Annotated in this window: 14 protein-coding genes; 2 read left to right on the top strand and 12 right to left on the bottom strand. The window is 64.9% G+C overall.

Annotation, left to right across the window (positions count from 1 at the left end):
* The first annotated feature begins 31 nt into the window (after positions 1-31).
* Positions 32-1,549, top strand: a complete 1,518-nt coding sequence (locus IVB32_RS34625) for an acetyl-CoA acetyltransferase (RefSeq protein ID WP_018456979.1) — start codon at positions 32-34, stop codon at positions 1,547-1,549.
* A 108-nt stretch (positions 1,550-1,657) separates the two neighbouring features.
* On the opposite strand, the gene IVB32_RS34620 is transcribed toward IVB32_RS34625, so the two are convergent.
* From IVB32_RS34620 to ltnD, 6 genes are all read right to left on the bottom strand, one after another.
* Complete coding sequence (locus tag IVB32_RS34620; RefSeq protein ID WP_085362316.1) at positions 1,658-2,860, bottom strand: efflux RND transporter periplasmic adaptor subunit; 1,203 nt, start codon at positions 2,858-2,860, stop codon at positions 1,658-1,660.
* Entirely contained in the window at positions 2,847-6,026 is a 3,180-nt protein-coding gene (locus IVB32_RS34615; RefSeq protein WP_247412840.1) for an efflux RND transporter permease subunit, read from the bottom strand. The genes IVB32_RS34620 and IVB32_RS34615 overlap by 14 nt, the downstream gene beginning before the upstream one ends.
* 265 nt (positions 6,027-6,291) lie before the next feature.
* Complete coding sequence (locus tag IVB32_RS34610; RefSeq protein ID WP_018456982.1) at positions 6,292-7,983, bottom strand: methyl-accepting chemotaxis protein; 1,692 nt, start codon at positions 7,981-7,983, stop codon at positions 6,292-6,294.
* A 166-nt stretch (positions 7,984-8,149) separates the two neighbouring features.
* Positions 8,150-9,439 (bottom strand): 3-oxo-tetronate kinase, encoded by a 1,290-nt coding sequence (otnK, locus tag IVB32_RS34605; RefSeq protein ID WP_018456983.1) that lies wholly within the window; start codon positions 9,437-9,439, stop codon positions 8,150-8,152.
* The gene (gene otnI / locus IVB32_RS34600) at positions 9,436-10,218 is read right to left on the bottom strand and encodes a 2-oxo-tetronate isomerase (RefSeq protein ID WP_018456984.1); all 783 of its coding nucleotides are present in this window, start codon (positions 10,216-10,218) and stop codon (positions 9,436-9,438) included. Before otnI ends, otnK begins: the two co-directional genes overlap by 4 nt.
* 17 nt (positions 10,219-10,235) lie before the next feature.
* A complete protein-coding gene (gene ltnD / locus IVB32_RS34595; RefSeq protein ID WP_018456985.1) occupies positions 10,236-11,153 on the bottom strand; it encodes an L-threonate dehydrogenase in 918 nt (305 codons plus the stop codon).
* Between the two features lie 103 nt (positions 11,154-11,256).
* On the opposite strand from ltnD, the gene IVB32_RS34590 reads away from it, so the two are divergent.
* Complete coding sequence (locus IVB32_RS34590) at positions 11,257-11,925, top strand: aldolase (RefSeq protein WP_026233278.1); 669 nt, start codon at positions 11,257-11,259, stop codon at positions 11,923-11,925.
* 182 nt (positions 11,926-12,107) lie between these two features.
* Here IVB32_RS34590 and IVB32_RS34585 read toward each other — a convergent pair whose 3' ends face one another.
* The 6 genes from IVB32_RS34585 to IVB32_RS34560 form a co-directional block, all read right to left on the bottom strand.
* Positions 12,108-12,812 (bottom strand): ABC transporter ATP-binding protein, encoded by a 705-nt coding sequence (locus IVB32_RS34585; protein WP_018456987.1) that lies wholly within the window; start codon positions 12,810-12,812, stop codon positions 12,108-12,110.
* A complete protein-coding gene (locus IVB32_RS34580; RefSeq protein ID WP_018456988.1) occupies positions 12,796-13,527 on the bottom strand; it encodes an ABC transporter ATP-binding protein in 732 nt (243 codons plus the stop codon). The genes IVB32_RS34585 and IVB32_RS34580 overlap by 17 nt, the downstream gene beginning before the upstream one ends.
* Positions 13,524-14,507 (bottom strand): branched-chain amino acid ABC transporter permease, encoded by a 984-nt coding sequence (locus tag IVB32_RS34575; RefSeq protein WP_018456989.1) that lies wholly within the window; start codon positions 14,505-14,507, stop codon positions 13,524-13,526. Before IVB32_RS34575 ends, IVB32_RS34580 begins: the two co-directional genes overlap by 4 nt.
* Entirely contained in the window at positions 14,507-15,385 is an 879-nt protein-coding gene (locus tag IVB32_RS34570) for a branched-chain amino acid ABC transporter permease (protein ID WP_026233279.1), read from the bottom strand. Before IVB32_RS34570 ends, IVB32_RS34575 begins: the two co-directional genes overlap by 1 nt.
* Positions 15,386-15,535: 150 nt before the next feature.
* Positions 15,536-16,780, bottom strand: a complete 1,245-nt coding sequence (locus tag IVB32_RS34565) for an ABC transporter substrate-binding protein (RefSeq protein WP_018456991.1) — start codon at positions 16,778-16,780, stop codon at positions 15,536-15,538.
* An 89-nt stretch (positions 16,781-16,869) separates the two neighbouring features.
* A partial coding sequence (locus IVB32_RS34560; protein ID WP_247412839.1) for a putative hydro-lyase occupies positions 16,870-17,557 on the bottom strand: 688 nt, incomplete at its 5' end.

Genomic DNA, 17,557 nt, shown 5'->3' with positions numbered 1-17,557 from the left:
ATGACAAAAAACTGACATCGTGAATTGAAGCATGACAGATAAGAAGCATACCCCCGAAGACCGCATCCCCGTCATCGTCGGCGTCGGCGAGATCGTCGACCGTCCCAAGGAGGTCACCGATGGCCTCGAGCCGCTCGACCTGCTCGAACAGGCGCTGCGGCGCGCGGAAGCAGATGCCGGCGCAAAGCTGCTCGACGAGGTGCAATCGCTCGATATCGTCAACTTCCTGAGCTGGCGCTATCGCGATCCGGAGCAGCTGCTGGCGCAACGGCTCGGCATCACGCCTTCGCATTGCTATTACGGCCCGGTCGGCGGCGAGAGCCCGATCCGCTACATCCACGAGGCAGCAAAGCGCATTGCGCGCGGCGAATGCAGCGTCGCCGCGGTTTGCGGCGCGGAGGCACAGTCGACGGCGACCAAGGCGGAGCGCGCCGGGGCAAAGCTGCCATGGACCCCGTTCGCCCATGACGTCGAGGAGCCGAAGCGCGGCGCGGCATTCCAGAAGCCGCTGGCCGTGAAGCTCGGCGTGTTCCGCCCCGTCACCGTCTATCCGTTCTACGAAGCGGCATCGTCCGCCCATTGGGGACAGACGCCGCGCGAGGCGATGGCAGAGTCGGGTACACTATGGTCACGCTATTCCGAGGCCGCCGCGCAGAATCCCAACGCCTGGCTGAAGCGGCGCTATACGCCTGACGAAATCACGACGCCCACCGCGGACAACCGTCTCATCGCGTGGCCTTACAACAAGCTCATGGTTGCCAACCCGAGCGTCAACATGGGCGGCGCGCTGCTGCTGACCAGCCTCGCCAAAGCGCGTGCGGCCGGCATCGCCGATGACAGACTGGTCTATCCGCTCGGCGGCGCCTCGGCCGAGGAGCCGCGCGACTATCTCTTGCGCGACCAGTTTTACGAGAGCCATCCGCAGAACGCCGTTTTGAAGGCCGTGATGGATCTCGCCGGCGGCGACGGCAGGAAGTTCGACGCGATCGAGCTCTATAGCTGCTTTCCGTGCGTGCCCAAGATGGCGCGGCGGACGCTGGGTCTAGGTGCGGACGTGCAGCCGACCGTGACTGGCGGCCTCACCTTCTTCGGCGCGCCGCTCAACACCTACATGACGCACGCGGCCTGCGCGACGGTCCGGCGCGTGCGCGACGGCGCAAAGCTCGGCCTGCTCTACGGCCAGGGCGGTTTCGTCACCAAGCATCATGCGCTGGTGGTGTCGAAGGTGCCGCCGCGCGAAGCATTGGCACAGGAGACGAGCGTGCAGGCGGCGGCGGACAGCAACAAGCGCGCGGTGCCGGAGTTCGTCACGGATGTCTCAGGCAAGGGCAAGGTGGAGAGCTTTACGGTGCTCTACGGCCGCGGCGGCGAGGTCGAGCATGGCGTGGTGATGCTGCGGACGGAAAACGATAGGCGCACGCTGGCGCGAATTCCCGCGAGCGATGCGGCAACGCTGGCGCATCTGCTCGACATGGATCGCACGCCGGTGGGTTCGCTCGGCGAGATCACGATGACGGTAGATGGCGTGCCGGAATGGAGGGTGGCGTAGCTCTCGTAGGGTGGGCAAAGGCGCTCTTGCGCCGTGCCCACCAATCTTTTTTAGGATCGCAGAGAGATGGTGGGCACGCTTCGCTTTGCCCACCCTACGAAACCGAGGCTACCCCTTCGGCGCCTGCTTCTCCGACGCCGTCGCGGGCTTGCCCTTGGCGCCGGCGCCGGTCACGCGGACCTGGTCGCCGTCGGAGAGGCCGTCCGGTGGTGCCGTGATGACGCGGTCATCCGCTGCAATTCCCGAGGCGAGCTCGATCTCCTTGCCAAGATCGCGGGCGATGGTCACGGGCTTGAACAGGACCTTGTCGTCCGGACCGACGGTTGCGACGCGCAGGCCGCTGCCGTTGAAGATCAGCGCACTGGCGGGAATGCTGAGCGGCGCGGCGTCGCGCTGCAGGCTGAGCTTCACGCTAGCATAGCCGCCGGGCATCAGCTCGCCTGAGGAATTGTCGAGACCGAGCTGCATGCGCGTCGTGCCGGAGGCGACGTCAACCGCCTGCGAGGAGGCCTCCACCGTCGCCTGGAAGGTCCGGTTCGGATACTCCGGCAGCACGATGGCGGCCTTGGCGCCGATCTTGATCGCGGGCACGTAGTTCTGGGGCACGTTGATGTAGACGCGCAGCTTGGTGATGTCGGAGACCACGAACATTGCCGGGCCCGAGCCGCCGCCTGAATTGATCAGCGCACCGACGTCGGTGTCGCGCGCCGTGACCACACCGTCAAACGGAGCGGTGATCTTCTTGTAACCGGCCAGCGCTTCGAGGCGCTCGACGTTGGCCTGGCCCGAGCGAACCGCCGCGTTCTTGTTGGAGAGATCGGCGGTACGCTCGTCGATCTCCTGCGCGGAGACGAAGTTGGAGGCGACCAGCGTCTTGCGGCGGTTGAGGGTGGCTTCCGACAGCCTGGCGCTGGACTGCTGGCTGGCGAGGTCGGCGCGGGCCTGAAGCAGTTGCTGGTCGAGGTCGGGCGCCTCGATCTCGGCGATCACCTGACCGGCCTTCACCCGCGCACCGATGTCAGCGCTCCAGCTTTTGAGATAGCCGGGAACACGGGCAAAGATCGGCGCGCGATAATAGGCTTCGAGACGGCCCGGCAAGTCGATGGTCGCATTGAGAGCCTTGGCATTAGGCAGCGTCACCGCGACGCTGGGAACAGCCTGATCATCGGTCCATGCCTTCAATTTGGAGCCCTGCTCCTCGCGGGCGCGGATGCCGGTGCCCACGACCAAGCCGGCCGCGATTAGCGCCACCACGCCGAAAATGCCCAGTTTCCGGTGCGACACCGGGGAGCGGGGTTCATGGGGCGACATGCGGGGGCTCCAGGGAGGCGGCGCCTTTGGCGCCTTGCTTCTTGTGTACCATACTGAACACCACGGGAACGAACATCAGCGTGGCGAAGGTTGCAAAGATCAGGCCGCCGATCACGGCACGGCCGAGCGGCGCATTCTGCTCGCCGCCCTCGCCGAGCCCCAGCGCCATGGGCGCCATGCCGATGATCATGGCGAGCGCGGTCATCAGCACCGGGCGGAACCGGACGAAGCCGGCTTCGAGCGCCGCGGCGATGGGATCGCCGAGCTCTTCGTAGCGCTCGCGGGCGAACGAGATCACGAGCACGCTGTTGGCGGTGGCAACGCCCATGCACATGATCGCGCCGGTCAGCGCCGGCACCGACAGCGTCGTCTCGGTGGCGAACAGCATCCAGACGATGCCGGCGAGTGCTGCGGGCAACGCCGTGATGATCACGAAGGGATCGGACCAGGACTGGAAGTTCACGACGATCAGGAAATAGATCAGGACGACCGCGCCAAGCAGGCCGAACAACAAGCCGGTGAAGGCGCTGTTCATGGTCTGCACCTGGCCGAGCAGCACCACGGAAGAGCCTTTCGGCACCTCCTTGGCGGTGTCGGCGATCACCTGGCGGATGTCGGTCGCGACCGCACCGAGATCGCGGCCCGAGGTCGTGGCGAAGATCTGCACCATCGACTGGATGTCGTATTGCGAGACCACCGCGCTCGAAGTCGATCGCTTGATATCGGCGATGCCGCCGAGGATCGGCGACTGCGAATTGCCGGCCGCCGTGATCGGCAACGTCTGAAGCGCGCTGAGCGAATCCATCTGGTATTGCGGCGTCTGCATCACGATCGAATAGGATACGCCGTTGTCCGGATTGAGGTAGTAGGTCGGCGCCACCTGCGAGGAGCCGGCAAGGTTGACCACGAGACTGTTGGTGACGTCACGCTCGGTCAGCCCGACATACTGCGCGCGGGTGCGGTCGACATCGATATTGAAGGTCGGATTGTTCGGTGACTGCTGGATGCGCGCATCGGCGACGCCGGGAATCCTGCGAACCTTGGCCAGCAGATTGTTGGCATAAACGAAGTTGGCGCTGATATTGGCGCCGCGGATCTGCAGGTCGATCGGCGCCGGCGCGCCGAAGTTCAGGATCTGGCTGACGATGTCGGCCGGCAGGAAGGCAAAGCTGACGCCGGGGAACAGCCGCGGCAATTGCTCACGCAGCACGCGCACATGCTCTTCGGTCGGCTTGTGGCCTTCCTTCAGCTTGATCTGGATGTCGCCATCCTGCGGGCCGATCACGCCGGTGTTGTTGTAGGTCATGTTGATGCCGGAGATCGGCATGCCGATGTTGTCGGTCAGCGTTTCGATCTCACCCGGGATCAGCTTGCGGATCGCCTTCTGCACGTCGGCGAGCTGGTTCGCTGTCTCCTCGACGCGGGTGCCGACCTGGGTGCGGACGTGCATCAGGATGTTGCCGGCATCGACCGCGGGGAAGAAGTTGCGTCCGAGGAACGGGACCAGCGCGAAGGACGCGCCGACCACGCAGAGGAAGCCGATCACGAACACCGGACGGTGCGCGAGCGCGAGCCCGAGGAAATTGTGGTAGCCGCCGCGAATGCGCTCGAAGCGAGCCTCGAAACCGCGCTGGAACCAGACCAGTGGATTGCGCGACTTCGGCGGACCGTTCTCGTGATGCACATGCGCCTGCAATAAATAGTTCGCCATGGTCGGCACCAGCGTGCGCGACAGCAGGAACGACCAGATCATCGCGAACATCACCGCTTCCGCCATCGGCACGAACAGGAAGCGCGCCACGCCGGTGAGGAAGAACATCGGCACGAACACGATGCAGATGCAGAGCAGCGAGACGAAGGCCGGCGTCACGATCTGGTTGGCGCCGTCGAGGATCGACTGCTCGACCGGCTTGCCCTGCTCCAGATGGTAGTTGATGTTCTCGATCGTGACCGTGGCATCGTCGACGAGGATGCCGACCGCGAGCGCCAGGCCGCCGAGCGTCATGATGTTCAGCGTCTCCCCGATCGCCGACAGCATGATGATGGCGCCGAGCACCGAGAGCGGGATCGAGACCGCAATCATCACAGTCGAGCGCCAGCTGCCGAGGAACAGCAGGATCATGACGCTGGTGAGCAGCGCCGCGATCACGCCCTCGAACGCGACGCCTTCGATGGCGCCGCGGACGAACACCGACTGATCGCCGATGAAGCCGATCTTGAGCGCGTCCGGCAGCTGGTCCTTGACGTCGATCACCTTCTGCTTGATGCCCGCGATGATGTCGAGCGTCGAGGTCGCGCCCGCCTTCAGCACCATCATCAGCACCGAGCGGTTGCCGTCGACATGGACGATGTTGGTCTGCGGCGGGTTGCCGTCCCTGACGGTCGCGACGTCGCGCACATAGACCATCGCGCCGTTGACGGTCTTGATCGGCAGATTGCCGAGCTCCTCGATCTTCAGCGGCGAGTTGTTGAGCTGGATGATGTATTCGAACTGCCCGATCTTCTGGGTGCCGACCGGCGTGATCAGGTTCTGGGCCGCGAGCGCGTTGGCGACGTCCTGGCCGGACAGGCCGCGGGCCTGGAGCGCGGTCGGGTCGAGGTCGATCTGGACCTGGCGCTGCTTGCCGCCGAACGGGTACGGGATCGCGGCGCCGGGCACGGTGACCAACGGCGTACGGAGCTGGTTGATGCCGATATCGGCGAGGTTCTGCTCGGTGAGGCCATCGCCCGAGAGCGCCACCTGGACGATCGGCACGGTGGAGGCGGAGTAGTTCTGGATCAGAGGGGGCGTCGCGCCCGGCGGCATCTGCTTGATCAGCGTCTGCGAGATCGCGGTGACCTGCGCGTTGGCGGTGCGGATGTCGACGTTCGGCTGGAAGAAGATCTTGATGATGCCAAAGCCGTTATAGGAATTGGCGGTGATGTGCTCGATGTCGTTGACCGTTGTCGTCAGCGCGCGCTGGAACGGCGTGGTGATGCGGCCCGACATCTGATCGGGCGGCAGGCCGGTGTATTGCCAGACCACGCCGATCACAGGGATGCGGATGTCCGGGAAGATGTCGGTCGGCGTCCGCAGCGCCGCCAGCGGTCCGATGATCAGGAGCAGGAGCGCGAGCACGACAAACGTGTAGGGCCGGCTCAGGGCAATACGGACCAGAGCAATCATTCGTTGGGCAATTCCAGATCAGGGACAGGAAACACCGCCCCCGCGGGTTCCTCGGCTGATTTACCTGAAGACCGCCCGAATGGCCAACGGCACTGCGTCACGAGCGGTCAATTCCCTGCTATCGCACTGCGAAATAGCATTCCAGATATGCACCTCGCGCCGAAAGATGACGGGAGACAGCTTTCATGTGCGCAAAAAAAGCGGCGCCCAAAGGCGCCGCTTTCGAACAATGCCGTGATTTTCAGCTTACGCCGCGCGGACGCAGTTACGCCGCGCGAACGTTGGTCAGGAACTTGCTGACCTCGGTCTTGAGCCGGCCGGAGTCGTTGGAGAGCATCTGTGCCGCCGACAGCACCTGCGAGGAGGCCGTGCCGGTCTCGGTTGCGCCGCGCTGCACGTCGGTGATGTTGGAGGAGACCTGCTGGGTGCCCTGCGCCGCCTGCTGGACATTGCGGGCAATCTCCTGGGTTGCCGCGCCCTGCTCTTCCACGGCCGCGGCGATCGCCGACGAGATCTCCGACAGACGCTCGATGGTCGAGGAGATCTCCTTGATGGCGCCGACCGAGTCGTTGGTCGCCGCCTGGATGCCGGAGATCTGCTGGCCGATCTCACCGGTCGCCTTCGCGGTCTGCTCGGCGAGCGCCTTCACCTCGGAGGCGACGACCGCAAAGCCGCGGCCGGCTTCGCCGGCACGTGCGGCTTCGATGGTCGCGTTCAGCGCCAGAAGGTTGGTCTGGCCGGCGATGGTGTTGATGAGCTCGACGACGTCGCCGATGCGCGAGGCCGCCTTCGAGAGCTCGCTGACGCGTTCGGTGGTGGCGCGGGCCTGGCCGACGGCATCGCCCGCCATGCGCGCCGATTCCTGGACCTGGCGGCTGATCTCGCCGACGGACGAGGCCATCTCCTCGGTCGCCGAGGCCACCGACTGCACGTTGGTCGAGGCTTCCTCCGACGCTCCGGCAACGGTGGTCGCCAGCCGCTGGGAGCGGTCGGCGGTCGAGGTCAGCGTCGAGGCCGAGGCTTCCAGCTGGGTCGAGGCCGACGACACGGTCTGGACGATCTCGCCGATCATCGTTTCGAATTCGCGGGTAATGTTGTCGACGCGGCGGCCGCGCTCGATCTTGGCTTCGGCATCGGCGGCGGCAGCCTCGTCGGCGGCCTTTTTGGCGATCAGCGCTTCCTTGAAGATCTGGAGCACGTCGGCCATGGCGCCGATCTCGGTCTTCTCGCCGCGATGAGGGACTTCGGCGGAAAGCTCGCCCTTGCCCAGCGCCTGCATCGGCTCGATGATCGAATTGATGCCGCTGGAGACGTCCTGGACGAGGTAGAAGCCGACGCCGATGCCGACGACGACGGCCGCGCCGAGGATGATCGAGACCAGCATGAAGGCATAGTAGTAGCTGTCGGCGGCATCCTGCGCGGCCTGGTCTCCGCCCTTGGTGTTGAGCTCGATGTCCTTGGTCAGGATCGCGTCGGCCTCAAGGCCGATCTTGTTGACCGTCTTGGTGTTCAGCTCCTGGGCCTCATGCGGAACCTTGCCGGCCTCCTTGCGCGAGAGCGCCATGACAACTTCGGTGCCCTTCTTGTAGTCCTCCCAGAGCGTGGCCCAATCGTTGTAGAGCTTCCGTTCCTCCGGAGAGGTGATCATCGGCTCGTAGGCCTTGCGGAATTTGGCATTGGCCTCGATCACGGTCGCGAGCGTCTTTTCCATCGCGAGCTTCTCGTCCAGCGTTTCCGACAGCATGTGCTCTCGAATGACGTTGCGGTAAGTGATCACGCCGGCACGCAGGTCGCCGAGCACGCGCACGCTGGGCATCCAGCTCGTGGTGATGTCGACGGTGTTGGCATTCATCGACCGCATCTTCATGACGGCGAGCAGGCCCATGCCGGCCATCGCGACCAGCAGGAACGCCACGACACTGATGATCTTGGCACGAATGGAAATGGTGGCGAGCATAATCGGTCTCTTTGCGTTGGCGCGGCGGCGTCCGGAACTTTTACGAATCAACCTAAGGGAGCAGAACCGACATCCAACACGAGAGCACCTGAGCAGATGTTAACGACGACTCCGTACGAGTACGAAGCCCGAAACAAATGAACAGGGCGCTAAAAATGCCCTGCGCTCAGCGCATGAGCCCAAGCGCGTCGGAGAAAAACTCCGGGCCGCCAAAGTTTCCGGACTTCAAGGCGAGCAGCATGTCGCCTTTTTTGACACCGACCGCGCGCAGCACCGGGACGCCGACTGCGATCTCTACTCCCACGAGAAATCCGGGAATCTTCAGCCGGTCGACCACGGCACCGGATGTTTCCCCGCCGGCAACGACCAGGCGCTTGACGCCGGCCTGCACCAGACCCTCGGCGATGTCGGCCATCGCCTGCTCGATGGCGTGGCCGGCCGCGTCGCGGCCGTGGCGCGCCTGGACCGCGGCGACCTGATCGGGCGTCGAGCTCGATGCGATCAGGACCGGACCGTCGGCCAGTCGCGGTTTCGCCCAGGCCAGCGCGCGCTGCGCCTCGTCCTCGCCCGTAGTAATACGGTCCGGATCGAGATGCAGCACCGGCATGACGCGCTCGGCATTGGCGATCTGCTGAAGCGTCGCCTGCGAGCAGCTTCCGGCCAGGCACGCCGCCGGTCCGCCGACCGCCGCCCCCGCCTCGCTGCTCGCCGCTGTCGATTTGACCTTCCCTGTCGACACCAGCGCTCGTGCCAGCCCAAGACCCATGCCGGACGCGCCAACCGACAGCCGATGCTGGGCAGCGACGAGGCCGATGGTCTCGAGGTCGCGATCGAACACGGCGTCGATGATCGCCGCGCCAATGCCCTTGCCCGCGAGTTCGGCCAGCCGCGCCCGCACGGCATCCGCGCCGCGCGTGACGATGGCGAGGTCGACCAGGCCGATTTGCGCCTTGCTCTGGCGCGCCAGCACGCGGACCAGGTTGGAATCGTGCATCGGGTTGAGCGGATGGTCCTTCAGCGGGCTCTCGTTCAGCGGCACGGCGCCGACGAACAGATTGCCCTGGTAGACGGTGCGGCCGGTCTCCGGAAAGGCCGGCGTCACCAGCACGGCCGTCTCGCCGCAATCGGCGCGCAGCGCGTCCATCACCGGGCCGATATTGCCGGCATCGGTGGAATCGAAGGTCGAGCAGATCTTGAACAGCACGTGGCCGGCGCCACGGCTGCGCAGCCATTTGTCCGCCGCGCGCGAGCGCGATACGGCAAGACCGGCTTCGATCGAACGGCTCTTCAAGGACACCACGACGGCGTCGACCTCGGGCAGCGCGAGATCGTCCGCGGGCACGCCGATAGTCTGCACCGTGCGCAGGCCGGCGCGCGTCAGCGTGTTGGCGAGGTCGGAGGCGCCGGTGTAGTCGTCGGCAATGCAGCCAAGGGATATTTTCGCTGCAACTGTCACGGCTTCACTCCCGCATAAGGCTTGAACCAGGCAAGGCCGTCGGTGGTCTTGCCGCGCGGATTATATTCGCAGCCGACGAAACCGGCATAACCGAGCCGGTCGAGTTCGTCGAACAGGAACGGATAGTTCAGCTCCTCGCCATCAGGCTCGTTGCGCGAGGGGATGCTGGCGATCTGGATGTGGCCGATGACCGGCATCATCTCACGCAGCCGCATCGTAACGTCGCCATGGATGATCTGGCAGTGATAGATGTCGAACTGGAGTTTCAGGTTCGGAAGCCGCAGCTCCTGGATCAGGTCGCGCGCGAAGCCGAAATCGTTGAGGAAATAGCCGGGCACGTTGCGTGCATTGATCGGCTCGAGCACGATGTCGATGCCGTGCGGCGCAAAGAACTCGGCGGCCCACGCCACCGATTTGTAGAACGCCTCGATAGCAACCCGCTCGCCGCGGTTGGCGATGCCCGCCATCAAATGCAGCCGCTTGACGCCGGTCGCCTTGGCGTAGGGCAGCGCAGTTTCCAGGCTCGCCTTCAGCTCGGGGAATCGCGACGGGAGCGCCGCAAAGCCCTTCTCGCCGGCATTCCAGTCGCCCGGTGGCAGGTTGAACAGCGCCTGAGTCAAGCCGTTGCGCTTGAGCCGCTCGCCGACCGCCTCGGCCGAATGCTCATAGGGAAAGAGAAACTCGACTGCGGTGAAGCCGGCTGCGGCAGCGGCGTCGAAGCGGTCGAGGAACGGCACCTCGGTGAACATCATCGAGAGATTGGCGGCAAAACGGGGCATCGGAATCCTCTTATCCTTTACTTGTCGCCGGGCAGTTTCACGCCGGTGACCCGCGCATACATCCGCGCCACCGACGCATCATCGTCGCGGCCCATGCCGGAGGCTGCCGTCATCAAGAACATCTGAAGTGCTGCGGCGGAGACCGGAACCGGGAATCTGGCACTGCGCGCCATATCCTGGATGATGCCGAGATCCTTGACGAAGATCTCGACCGCACTGCGCGGCGTGTAATCGCCGTCGAGCACGTGCGGCATGCGGTTCTCGAACATCCAGGAGTTTCCGGCGGACGCCGTGATCACCTCATAGACCTTGCGGATGTCGAGACCCTGCTTGGCCGCGAACGCGATCGCCTCGCTGGCAGCGGCGATATGCACGCCGGCGAGCAGCTGGTTGATCATCTTGAAGGCGGCGCCCTGGCCTGCGGCATCGCCAAGCTCGTAGAGCTTCGCGGCCATGGCATCGAGCGCGGGCCGCGCTTTCTCAAACGCAGCCGGACTGCCGGAGGCAAGGATCGTCAGCTCGCCCTGCGCTGCGCGCTGCGCCCCGCCGGAGATCGGTGCATCCAGATAGTGCCGGCCGGTCGCCTCCAGCTGCTTGGCGAGACGCCGAGCCACGTCGGGATCCATAGTCGCCGACGACAGGAAGACGCTGTCCTTCGCCATGGTTTCGGCGACGCCATCCTTGCCGAACAGGATCGTCTCGGTCTGCGCGGCATTGACGACGACGCTGACGACGATGTCGGCGCCCTTGGCAGCTTCGGCCGGCGTCTTGGCGCCGGCGCCGCCCTCCGTCACGAAGCGCGCGACCGCATCAGCCGAGACGTCGCAGCCGGTGACGACATGACCGGCGCGCTTCAGCGAGCTCGCCATGCCGAACCCCATCGAGCCGAGCCCGATGACGGCGATGCGCTGATTCTGTGACGTGGAGGCGGACATACAACTGATCCTTGCAACGTTTCCCGGACGGCCGCCTTTTGCGGCAGCTTGGCAACCGAATAACACGGCTTGGCCGCGCTGCCAAAGCGTGAGACAAACGGACATGACGGCCATGAGCAACGAGACATTGCTGCGCGAAGACATTTGCCGCTTCGGACGGTCCCTGTTCGAGCGTGGGCTGACGCCCGGCTCCTCCGGCAATATCAGCGCCAGGCTGGACGGCGGCGGCTGGCTGGTGACGCCGACCAATGCCTCGCTCGGCTTCCTCGATCCCGCAAAACTGTCGCGGCTGGACGATCAGGGCCGACTGGTTTCGGGCGATGCGCCGACCAAGGAAGTTCCGCTGCACAATGCACTCTACGCCACGCGCGGGAGCGCAAGGGCGATCGTGCACCTGCATTCCACCCATTCGGTCGCGCTGTCGATGCTCCCGGAGATCGACCCGCGCGCCGCGCTGCCGCCGATGACGGCCTATTATCTGATGAAATGCGGCGCCACCGCGCTCGTCCCCTATTATCGCCCCGGCGATCCCGCGGTCGCCGATGCGATCAAAGGGCTGGCGGGAAAATACTCATCCGTGCTGCTCGCCAATCACGGCCCGGTCGTCGCTGGCGACACGCTGGAAGCAGCGGTGTTCGCGACCGAGGAGTTGGAGGAGACGGCGAGGCTGTACCTGCTGCTGCGCGGGATGAACCCGCGCTACCTGTCGCCGGCGCAGGTGAATGATCTGGTGAAGGTGTTTGGGGTATCGCTGCCGGAGCATGGGCATTGAGCCTCGTGCAGCCGTGGGCGAACTAACACCGCCCTACTCACCGCTGTCATTCCCCGCGAAGGCGGGGAATCCAGACGCCGCGGCTTCTCGGCTCAATCACAGCGGCTTCTGGAATACTGGATCGCCCGCCTTCGCGGGCGATGACGCCGAGTGTGTTGCGCGACGTGCCCAACGCTTCGCGGCTACAGCCCCAGATACGCCTTGCGCACGTCGGGATTGCCCTTGATCTCGCTTGCGGCGCCCTGCATCAGCACGCGGCCGGTTTGCAGGATGTAGGCGCGGTCGGCGATCTCCAGGCACTCCGCCATGCGTTGCTCCACGATCAGCACGGTCATGCCGGCGTCGCGGATGCGCTTGACGGCCTGGAAGATCTCGTCGACCAGCTTCGGCATGATGCCCTGCGAGGGCTCGTCCAGCATCAACAGCCGCGGGCGCGTCATCAGCGCACGGCCGATCGCGAGCATCTGCTGCTCGCCGCCGCTTAGCGTCTCGGCGCGCTGCTCGAGGCGTTCGGAGAGGCGCGGAAATAGCTGGAACACGAGATCGAGCGGGCTCTCGCGGTCGGCCTCGCCGCGGTAGAGATAGCTGCCGAGGCGCAGATTGTCGCGCACGGAGAGGCGCGGAAACAAGCGTCGGTTCTCCGGCACATAGGCGATGCCGGTCGCCGTGATGTGGTGCTGCGCCATGCCGTCGAGGCGCTTGCCGTCGAACGTCACCGTGCCCGAGCGCGGGCGCTCGGCGCCGGCGATGGATTTCAGCAGCGTCGACTTGCCCGCGCCGTTGGCGCCGGCGACGCAGACGATCTCGCCCTTGGCGACTTCGATGCTGACCGCGAAGATCGCGACCAGGCCCTGATAGGCGGTCGTGACTTCACGCACCGACAGCATGACGATCTCCCAGATATGCGCTGATCACCTTGGGATCGCGGACGATTTCAGTGGGCTTGCCCTCGACCAGCACCTTGCCGAGGTCGAGCACGATGGCACGATCGACCAGCGGCATCACGATCTCCATGACGTGCTCGACCATCAGCACGGTGATGCCGGCGTCACGCACCTTGCGCACCAGCGCGACACCGGTCTGCGCCTCGGTCGGCGTAAGACCAGTGAGGACTTCGTCGAGCAGCAGCAGCTTTGGTTCAGTCGCAAGCGCGCGCGCGACTTCGAGGCGGCGCTTTTCGGCCGGCACGAGGTCGCTCGCGAGCACGTTGGCGCGCGCAGCAAGGCCGGTGAATTCGAGCACCTCATGCGCCTTGCGGCGTGCCTCGCGCATCACGGTGTTGCGCACCAGCGCACCGACGATGACGTTGTCGATCACCGTCATGGTCTCGAAGCTCTTGACGACCTGGAAGGTGCGCCCGATGCCGCGCTGGCAGCGCTCGGCGGCCGGCATGCTGGTGACATCCTCGCCGTCGAACCAGATCGAGCCTTGCGTCGGCGGCAGCACGCCGGCGATGAGATTGAACAGCGTCGACTTGCCGGCACCATTCGGGCCGATCAGGCCGACGATCTCGCCGCGACCCACAGAGATCGAGACGTCGCTGTTGGCGACGAGGCCGCCGAAACGCTGCCAGACGCCGCGGGTTTCAAGCAGCGGGGTCATCGCGTGGCTCCCTTCCGCTTCGCACGAGAGAACAGGCTCACCAGACCCTGCGGCAGGGCGAGCGAAATCAGCACGATCAGCGTGCCGTAGACAATGAGGTCGACGCCGCGGCCGGAGCCGCCGATATAGGAGCGCGTCAGCTCCGTCATCGGGATCAGGATGGCCGCCCCTAACACGGGTCCCCACAGGGTGCCGATGCCGCCAAGCACGGCGGGCAACGCCATCAGCAGCGAGAACTGGAAGCCCATCACGCTTTCAGGATCGATATAGGCGAGAAACTGGGCATAGAAGGCGCCGCCGATGGCGACGAGGAAAGCGGAGACGGCGGCCGCGCCCATCTTGGAGTTGAACACGACGACACCGAGGCTCTCGGCCGCTTCCGCATTGTCCTTTACCGCGCGCCACCAGAAGCCCCATTTGGAGTCCTCCAGCCACCAGGTGACGAACCAGGCGAGGCTGCACAGCACCAGCGCGAAATAAAAGTAAGGCAGCTTGCTGCGCATGAACTGGAACTTCAGCCAGCTGTCGCCGCGCACCGGAATGGTGATTCCCATCGCAGCCCCCGCCCATTCCCAATTCTGGAACAACAGCAGCCCGATCTCGGCGATAACGATGGTCGCGATCACGAAGTAATGGCCGCGCAACCGAAAGAAGGGATAGCCGAGCCCCATCGCAATCGCGGCCGCGACCGCGCCGCCGGCGAGCATACCGAACCATGGCAGCACGCCGAACTTGGTGAACAGGAGTTCGGTGGTGTAGGCGCCGATGCCGAAATAGAGCGCATGTCCCAGCGAGATCTGCCCGCAATAGCCAGAGAGAATGTTCCAGCTCTGCGACAGCGCCGCATACATCAAGGTCAGGATCAGGATGTTCTGGACGTAGACGTCCTTGATGAACAGCGGAGCGAGCGCCGCCAGGGCGGTCAGCACCGCGGCGATGATGAGGTCGCGGCGGCGCCGCGCGGCAAAATCCTTGTCCATCACATCGATCCGAACAGGCCACGCGGCCGGATGAAGACGACCAGCAGGTAGACGGCGTAGATGCCGACCGATTTCAGCGACGGCGGCAGCACCAGCGCGGTGGTGGCCTCGACGAGGCCCACGATGATCCCGCCGGCGAACGCGCCGAACACGCTGCCGAAGCCGCCGAGCGCGACCGTGACGTAGGCGATCAGCGCAAAGGACGCGCCGACGTCGGGATAGATATAGAAGAAGCTTGCCATGATCGCTCCGGCGAGGCCGACCAGCGCGGCACCAAGCCCCCAGCCGAGCGCGAACACGCGGTTCTTGTCGATGCCGACGAGGGCCACCGCGCCGGGATCTTCACGGGTGGCCTCCAGCGCGCGACCGAAATCGGTGCGATGGATGAAGAAGTAGAGGCCAGCAAAGGCCAGGATCGAAACCAGCGCACCCATGAGCTGCGGCTCCGGCAGGAAGACGCCGGCGATCGAGATCGTCTTGCCGCCGAGCCAGGACTGCGGAACGCTGCGATAGTCAGGCGTGAAGAAGAACTGCGCGAGGCCGCGCATCACGATGGCGAGGCCAAAGGTGGAGAAGATCTGCACCATGCCCGCGTTGGCCTTGGCCCGCATGGCGAAGCGCACGATCAACAGATAGACGACCGCTCCGAATACGAACAGCGCGGCGGCCACGAGCGGCGCCGACAGCAAGGGGTCGATGGCGAAGAACGTGAACAGGAAGAAGCTCACATACATCGCGATCATCAGGAACTCCCCGTGAGCGAAGTTCACGACGTCCATCAGGCCGAAGATCAGCGCGAGGCCGACGGCGATCAGTCCGTAGAGCAGGCCCATGAGGAGGCCGCTCGCGAGACTTTGGATAATGGTTTGGGCTGTCAAAAGTCTGTCCCCCGAACTACGTCCTCATCCTGAGGAGCGCGCACCGCGCGTCTCGAAGGATGGCCCAGCCCTCGTCCTTCGAGACGCGGGCTGCGCCCGCTCCTCAGGATGAGGGCGGGAGCTACGATCTGTGCTCCCGCTCGCCGTGTCTTACTTCATCGGCCAGATCGCCTCGGCGATCGCGGCCTGCGGCGGGAAGATGGTGACGAACTTGCCGCCGACATATTGCAGCAGCACCGGGTCGGCGTCGTTGTTCTGGCCCATCTCGTCGAACTTGACACGCTTCCAGGGCATGATGGTCTGCTCGCCCGGGATGTCGGTGGCGGCCAGCGCGTCGCGGATCTTCTCGCCGTCAGTCGACTTGGCGCGGCTGATGGCGTCGGCGAGGATGATCAGGCCCATGAACTGACGCGAGGTGAGGTCGTTGAAATCCTTGCCCGACCGCGTCTTGAACATCTCGTTGATCTTGCCAACCATCGGACGCTTCTGCGCGAGGTCGAGCGAGAAGGTGCCGCGCGAGATCACGCCTTCCAGCTTGTCGCCGACAGCGTCGTAGAGCGCCTTCTCGGAGAAACCGGCGTCCTGCGCCACGATCGCGTTCGGCTTGTAACCAAGCTCGCCCATGGTCTTCACCAGCAAGATGCCATCAGTGGTGTAGCTCGAGGGCATCAGCACGTCGGCGTTGGCGCTCTTGAGCTGCTGCACCTCGGCCGAGAGCGAGGGCGAGTTGGCGCGATACTTGATGTCGGAGACGATCTTGTAGCCGCGCTCGCCGGCGATCTTGGCCTGGGCGTTGCCGGAATCGGTGCCGAAGATGGTGTCCTCGTGGAACAGCGATAGCGTCTCGATCTTGGTGCCCTTCTTCTTCAAGGCATCGAAGAAGTCGAACATGGCGGCCGAGTACATCTCGTCATGCGGCGCGGCGCGGAAGTAATATTTCAGGCCACGGCGATGCAGGCTGGGCGAGGAGTTGTCGGCCGAGACGAACGGGATCTGGTAGCGCTCGCAGATCTGGCTGACGGTGACGGCGACCGCGCTCTGATAGGTGCCGATGATGGCGGAGACCTTCTCCTGCGTGATCAGGCGCTCGGCCTCGGCGCGGCCCTTCTGCGGATCGGCCTGGTGGTCGGCGAAAACGAGGCGGACCTTTGCGCCGCCGAGACCCGGCAGGCCCTCGCCCTTCGCCAGTGGCAGGTCGAAATCGGTGTCCTTGTTGATGACCTCGAGCGCGGTTTCATAGGCCTTCTGCGCGTCGACGCCCTGCTGTGCGCTGCCGCCGGAGAACGGATAGATCACGCCGATCACGACTTCCGAAGTCTGTGCGCGCGCTGCCAGCGGCACTAGCGCGGCCGTAGCGGTGGCTCCCAACAATACGTCGCGGCGAGTGATCGTCATGGCAAAGTCCCCTGTTACTGAATTTCAGCCGATCGAATGAAGCGATTGATGGATGCGGTAAAGCTCGAAGAAGCAGCAAACGCTGCCCACTAAATCACGGCCATGGTCCTGTTCTTGAGATCCGTCACCAGCATCAGGCCGGGCGAATGCGTGATCGCAAACGGCAGCTTGGCAGCGTTGATGACCGATTGCGGTGTCACGCCGCAGCCCCAGAACACCGGGATCTCGTCGTCGGCGACCGGCACCGGATCGCCGTAATCGGGCTTGGCGATGTCCTTGATGCCGATCAGGTGCGGATGGCCGAGATGCACGGGCGCGCCGTGCACGGCCGGATAGCGCGAGGTGATCTGCACCGCACGGATCGCATCCGCCGGCTTGAACGGACGCATCGACACCACCATGGGACCGGCAAAGGGACCGGACTCGCCGCAAGCGATGTTGGTGCGATACATCGGCACGCGCACATTGTGCTCGATGTGGCGGATCGGCATGCCCTCGTCGAGCAGCGCCTCTTCGAACGAGAACGAGCAGCCGAGCACGAAGGTCACGAGATCGTCGCGCCAGTATTTGGTGACATCGGTCGGCTCGTCCACGACTTCGCCGTCGCGCCAGACGCGATAGCGCGGCACGTCGGTGCGAATGTCGAGATCGGCGCCCAGCGCCGGGATGTGCGGACTGCCCACATCGGACATGCCGATGATCGGGCACGGCTTGGGATTGAGCTGGCAGAAGCGATGGAACGCCCCGGCATATTCCGCCGGCAAGATTGCCAGATTG

It is taken from the genome of Bradyrhizobium sp. 23, from assembly GCF_023073295.1.
In the GTDB taxonomy this organism is placed as follows: domain Bacteria; phylum Pseudomonadota; class Alphaproteobacteria; order Rhizobiales; family Xanthobacteraceae; genus Bradyrhizobium; species Bradyrhizobium canariense_D.
This window is presented reverse-complemented; position numbering and strand designations above follow the sequence as displayed.

What these genes read in the sequence shown, in the direction of transcription:
- IVB32_RS34625 (WP_018456979.1), top strand. Translation starts at nt 32, where the DNA reads ATGACAGATAAGAAGCATACCCCCGAAGACCGCATCCCCGTCATCGTC.
- IVB32_RS34620 (WP_085362316.1), bottom strand. Translation starts at nt 2,860, where the DNA reads ATGTCGCCCCATGAACCCCGCTCCCCGGTGTCGCACCGGAAACTGGGC.
- IVB32_RS34615 (WP_247412840.1), bottom strand. Translation starts at nt 6,026, where the DNA reads ATGATTGCTCTGGTCCGTATTGCCCTGAGCCGGCCCTACACGTTTGTC.
- IVB32_RS34610 (WP_018456982.1), bottom strand. Translation starts at nt 7,983, where the DNA reads ATGCTCGCCACCATTTCCATTCGTGCCAAGATCATCAGTGTCGTGGCG.
- otnI (WP_018456984.1), bottom strand. Translation starts at nt 10,218, where the DNA reads ATGCCCCGTTTTGCCGCCAATCTCTCGATGATGTTCACCGAGGTGCCG.
- ltnD (WP_018456985.1), bottom strand. Translation starts at nt 11,153, where the DNA reads ATGTCCGCCTCCACGTCACAGAATCAGCGCATCGCCGTCATCGGGCTC.
- IVB32_RS34590 (WP_026233278.1), top strand. Translation starts at nt 11,257, where the DNA reads ATGACGGCCATGAGCAACGAGACATTGCTGCGCGAAGACATTTGCCGC.
- IVB32_RS34585 (WP_018456987.1), bottom strand. Translation starts at nt 12,812, where the DNA reads ATGCTGTCGGTGCGTGAAGTCACGACCGCCTATCAGGGCCTGGTCGCG.
- IVB32_RS34580 (WP_018456988.1), bottom strand. Translation starts at nt 13,527, where the DNA reads ATGACCCCGCTGCTTGAAACCCGCGGCGTCTGGCAGCGTTTCGGCGGC.
- IVB32_RS34575 (WP_018456989.1), bottom strand. Translation starts at nt 14,507, where the DNA reads ATGGACAAGGATTTTGCCGCGCGGCGCCGCCGCGACCTCATCATCGCC.
- IVB32_RS34565 (WP_018456991.1), bottom strand. Translation starts at nt 16,780, where the DNA reads ATGACGATCACTCGCCGCGACGTATTGTTGGGAGCCACCGCTACGGCC.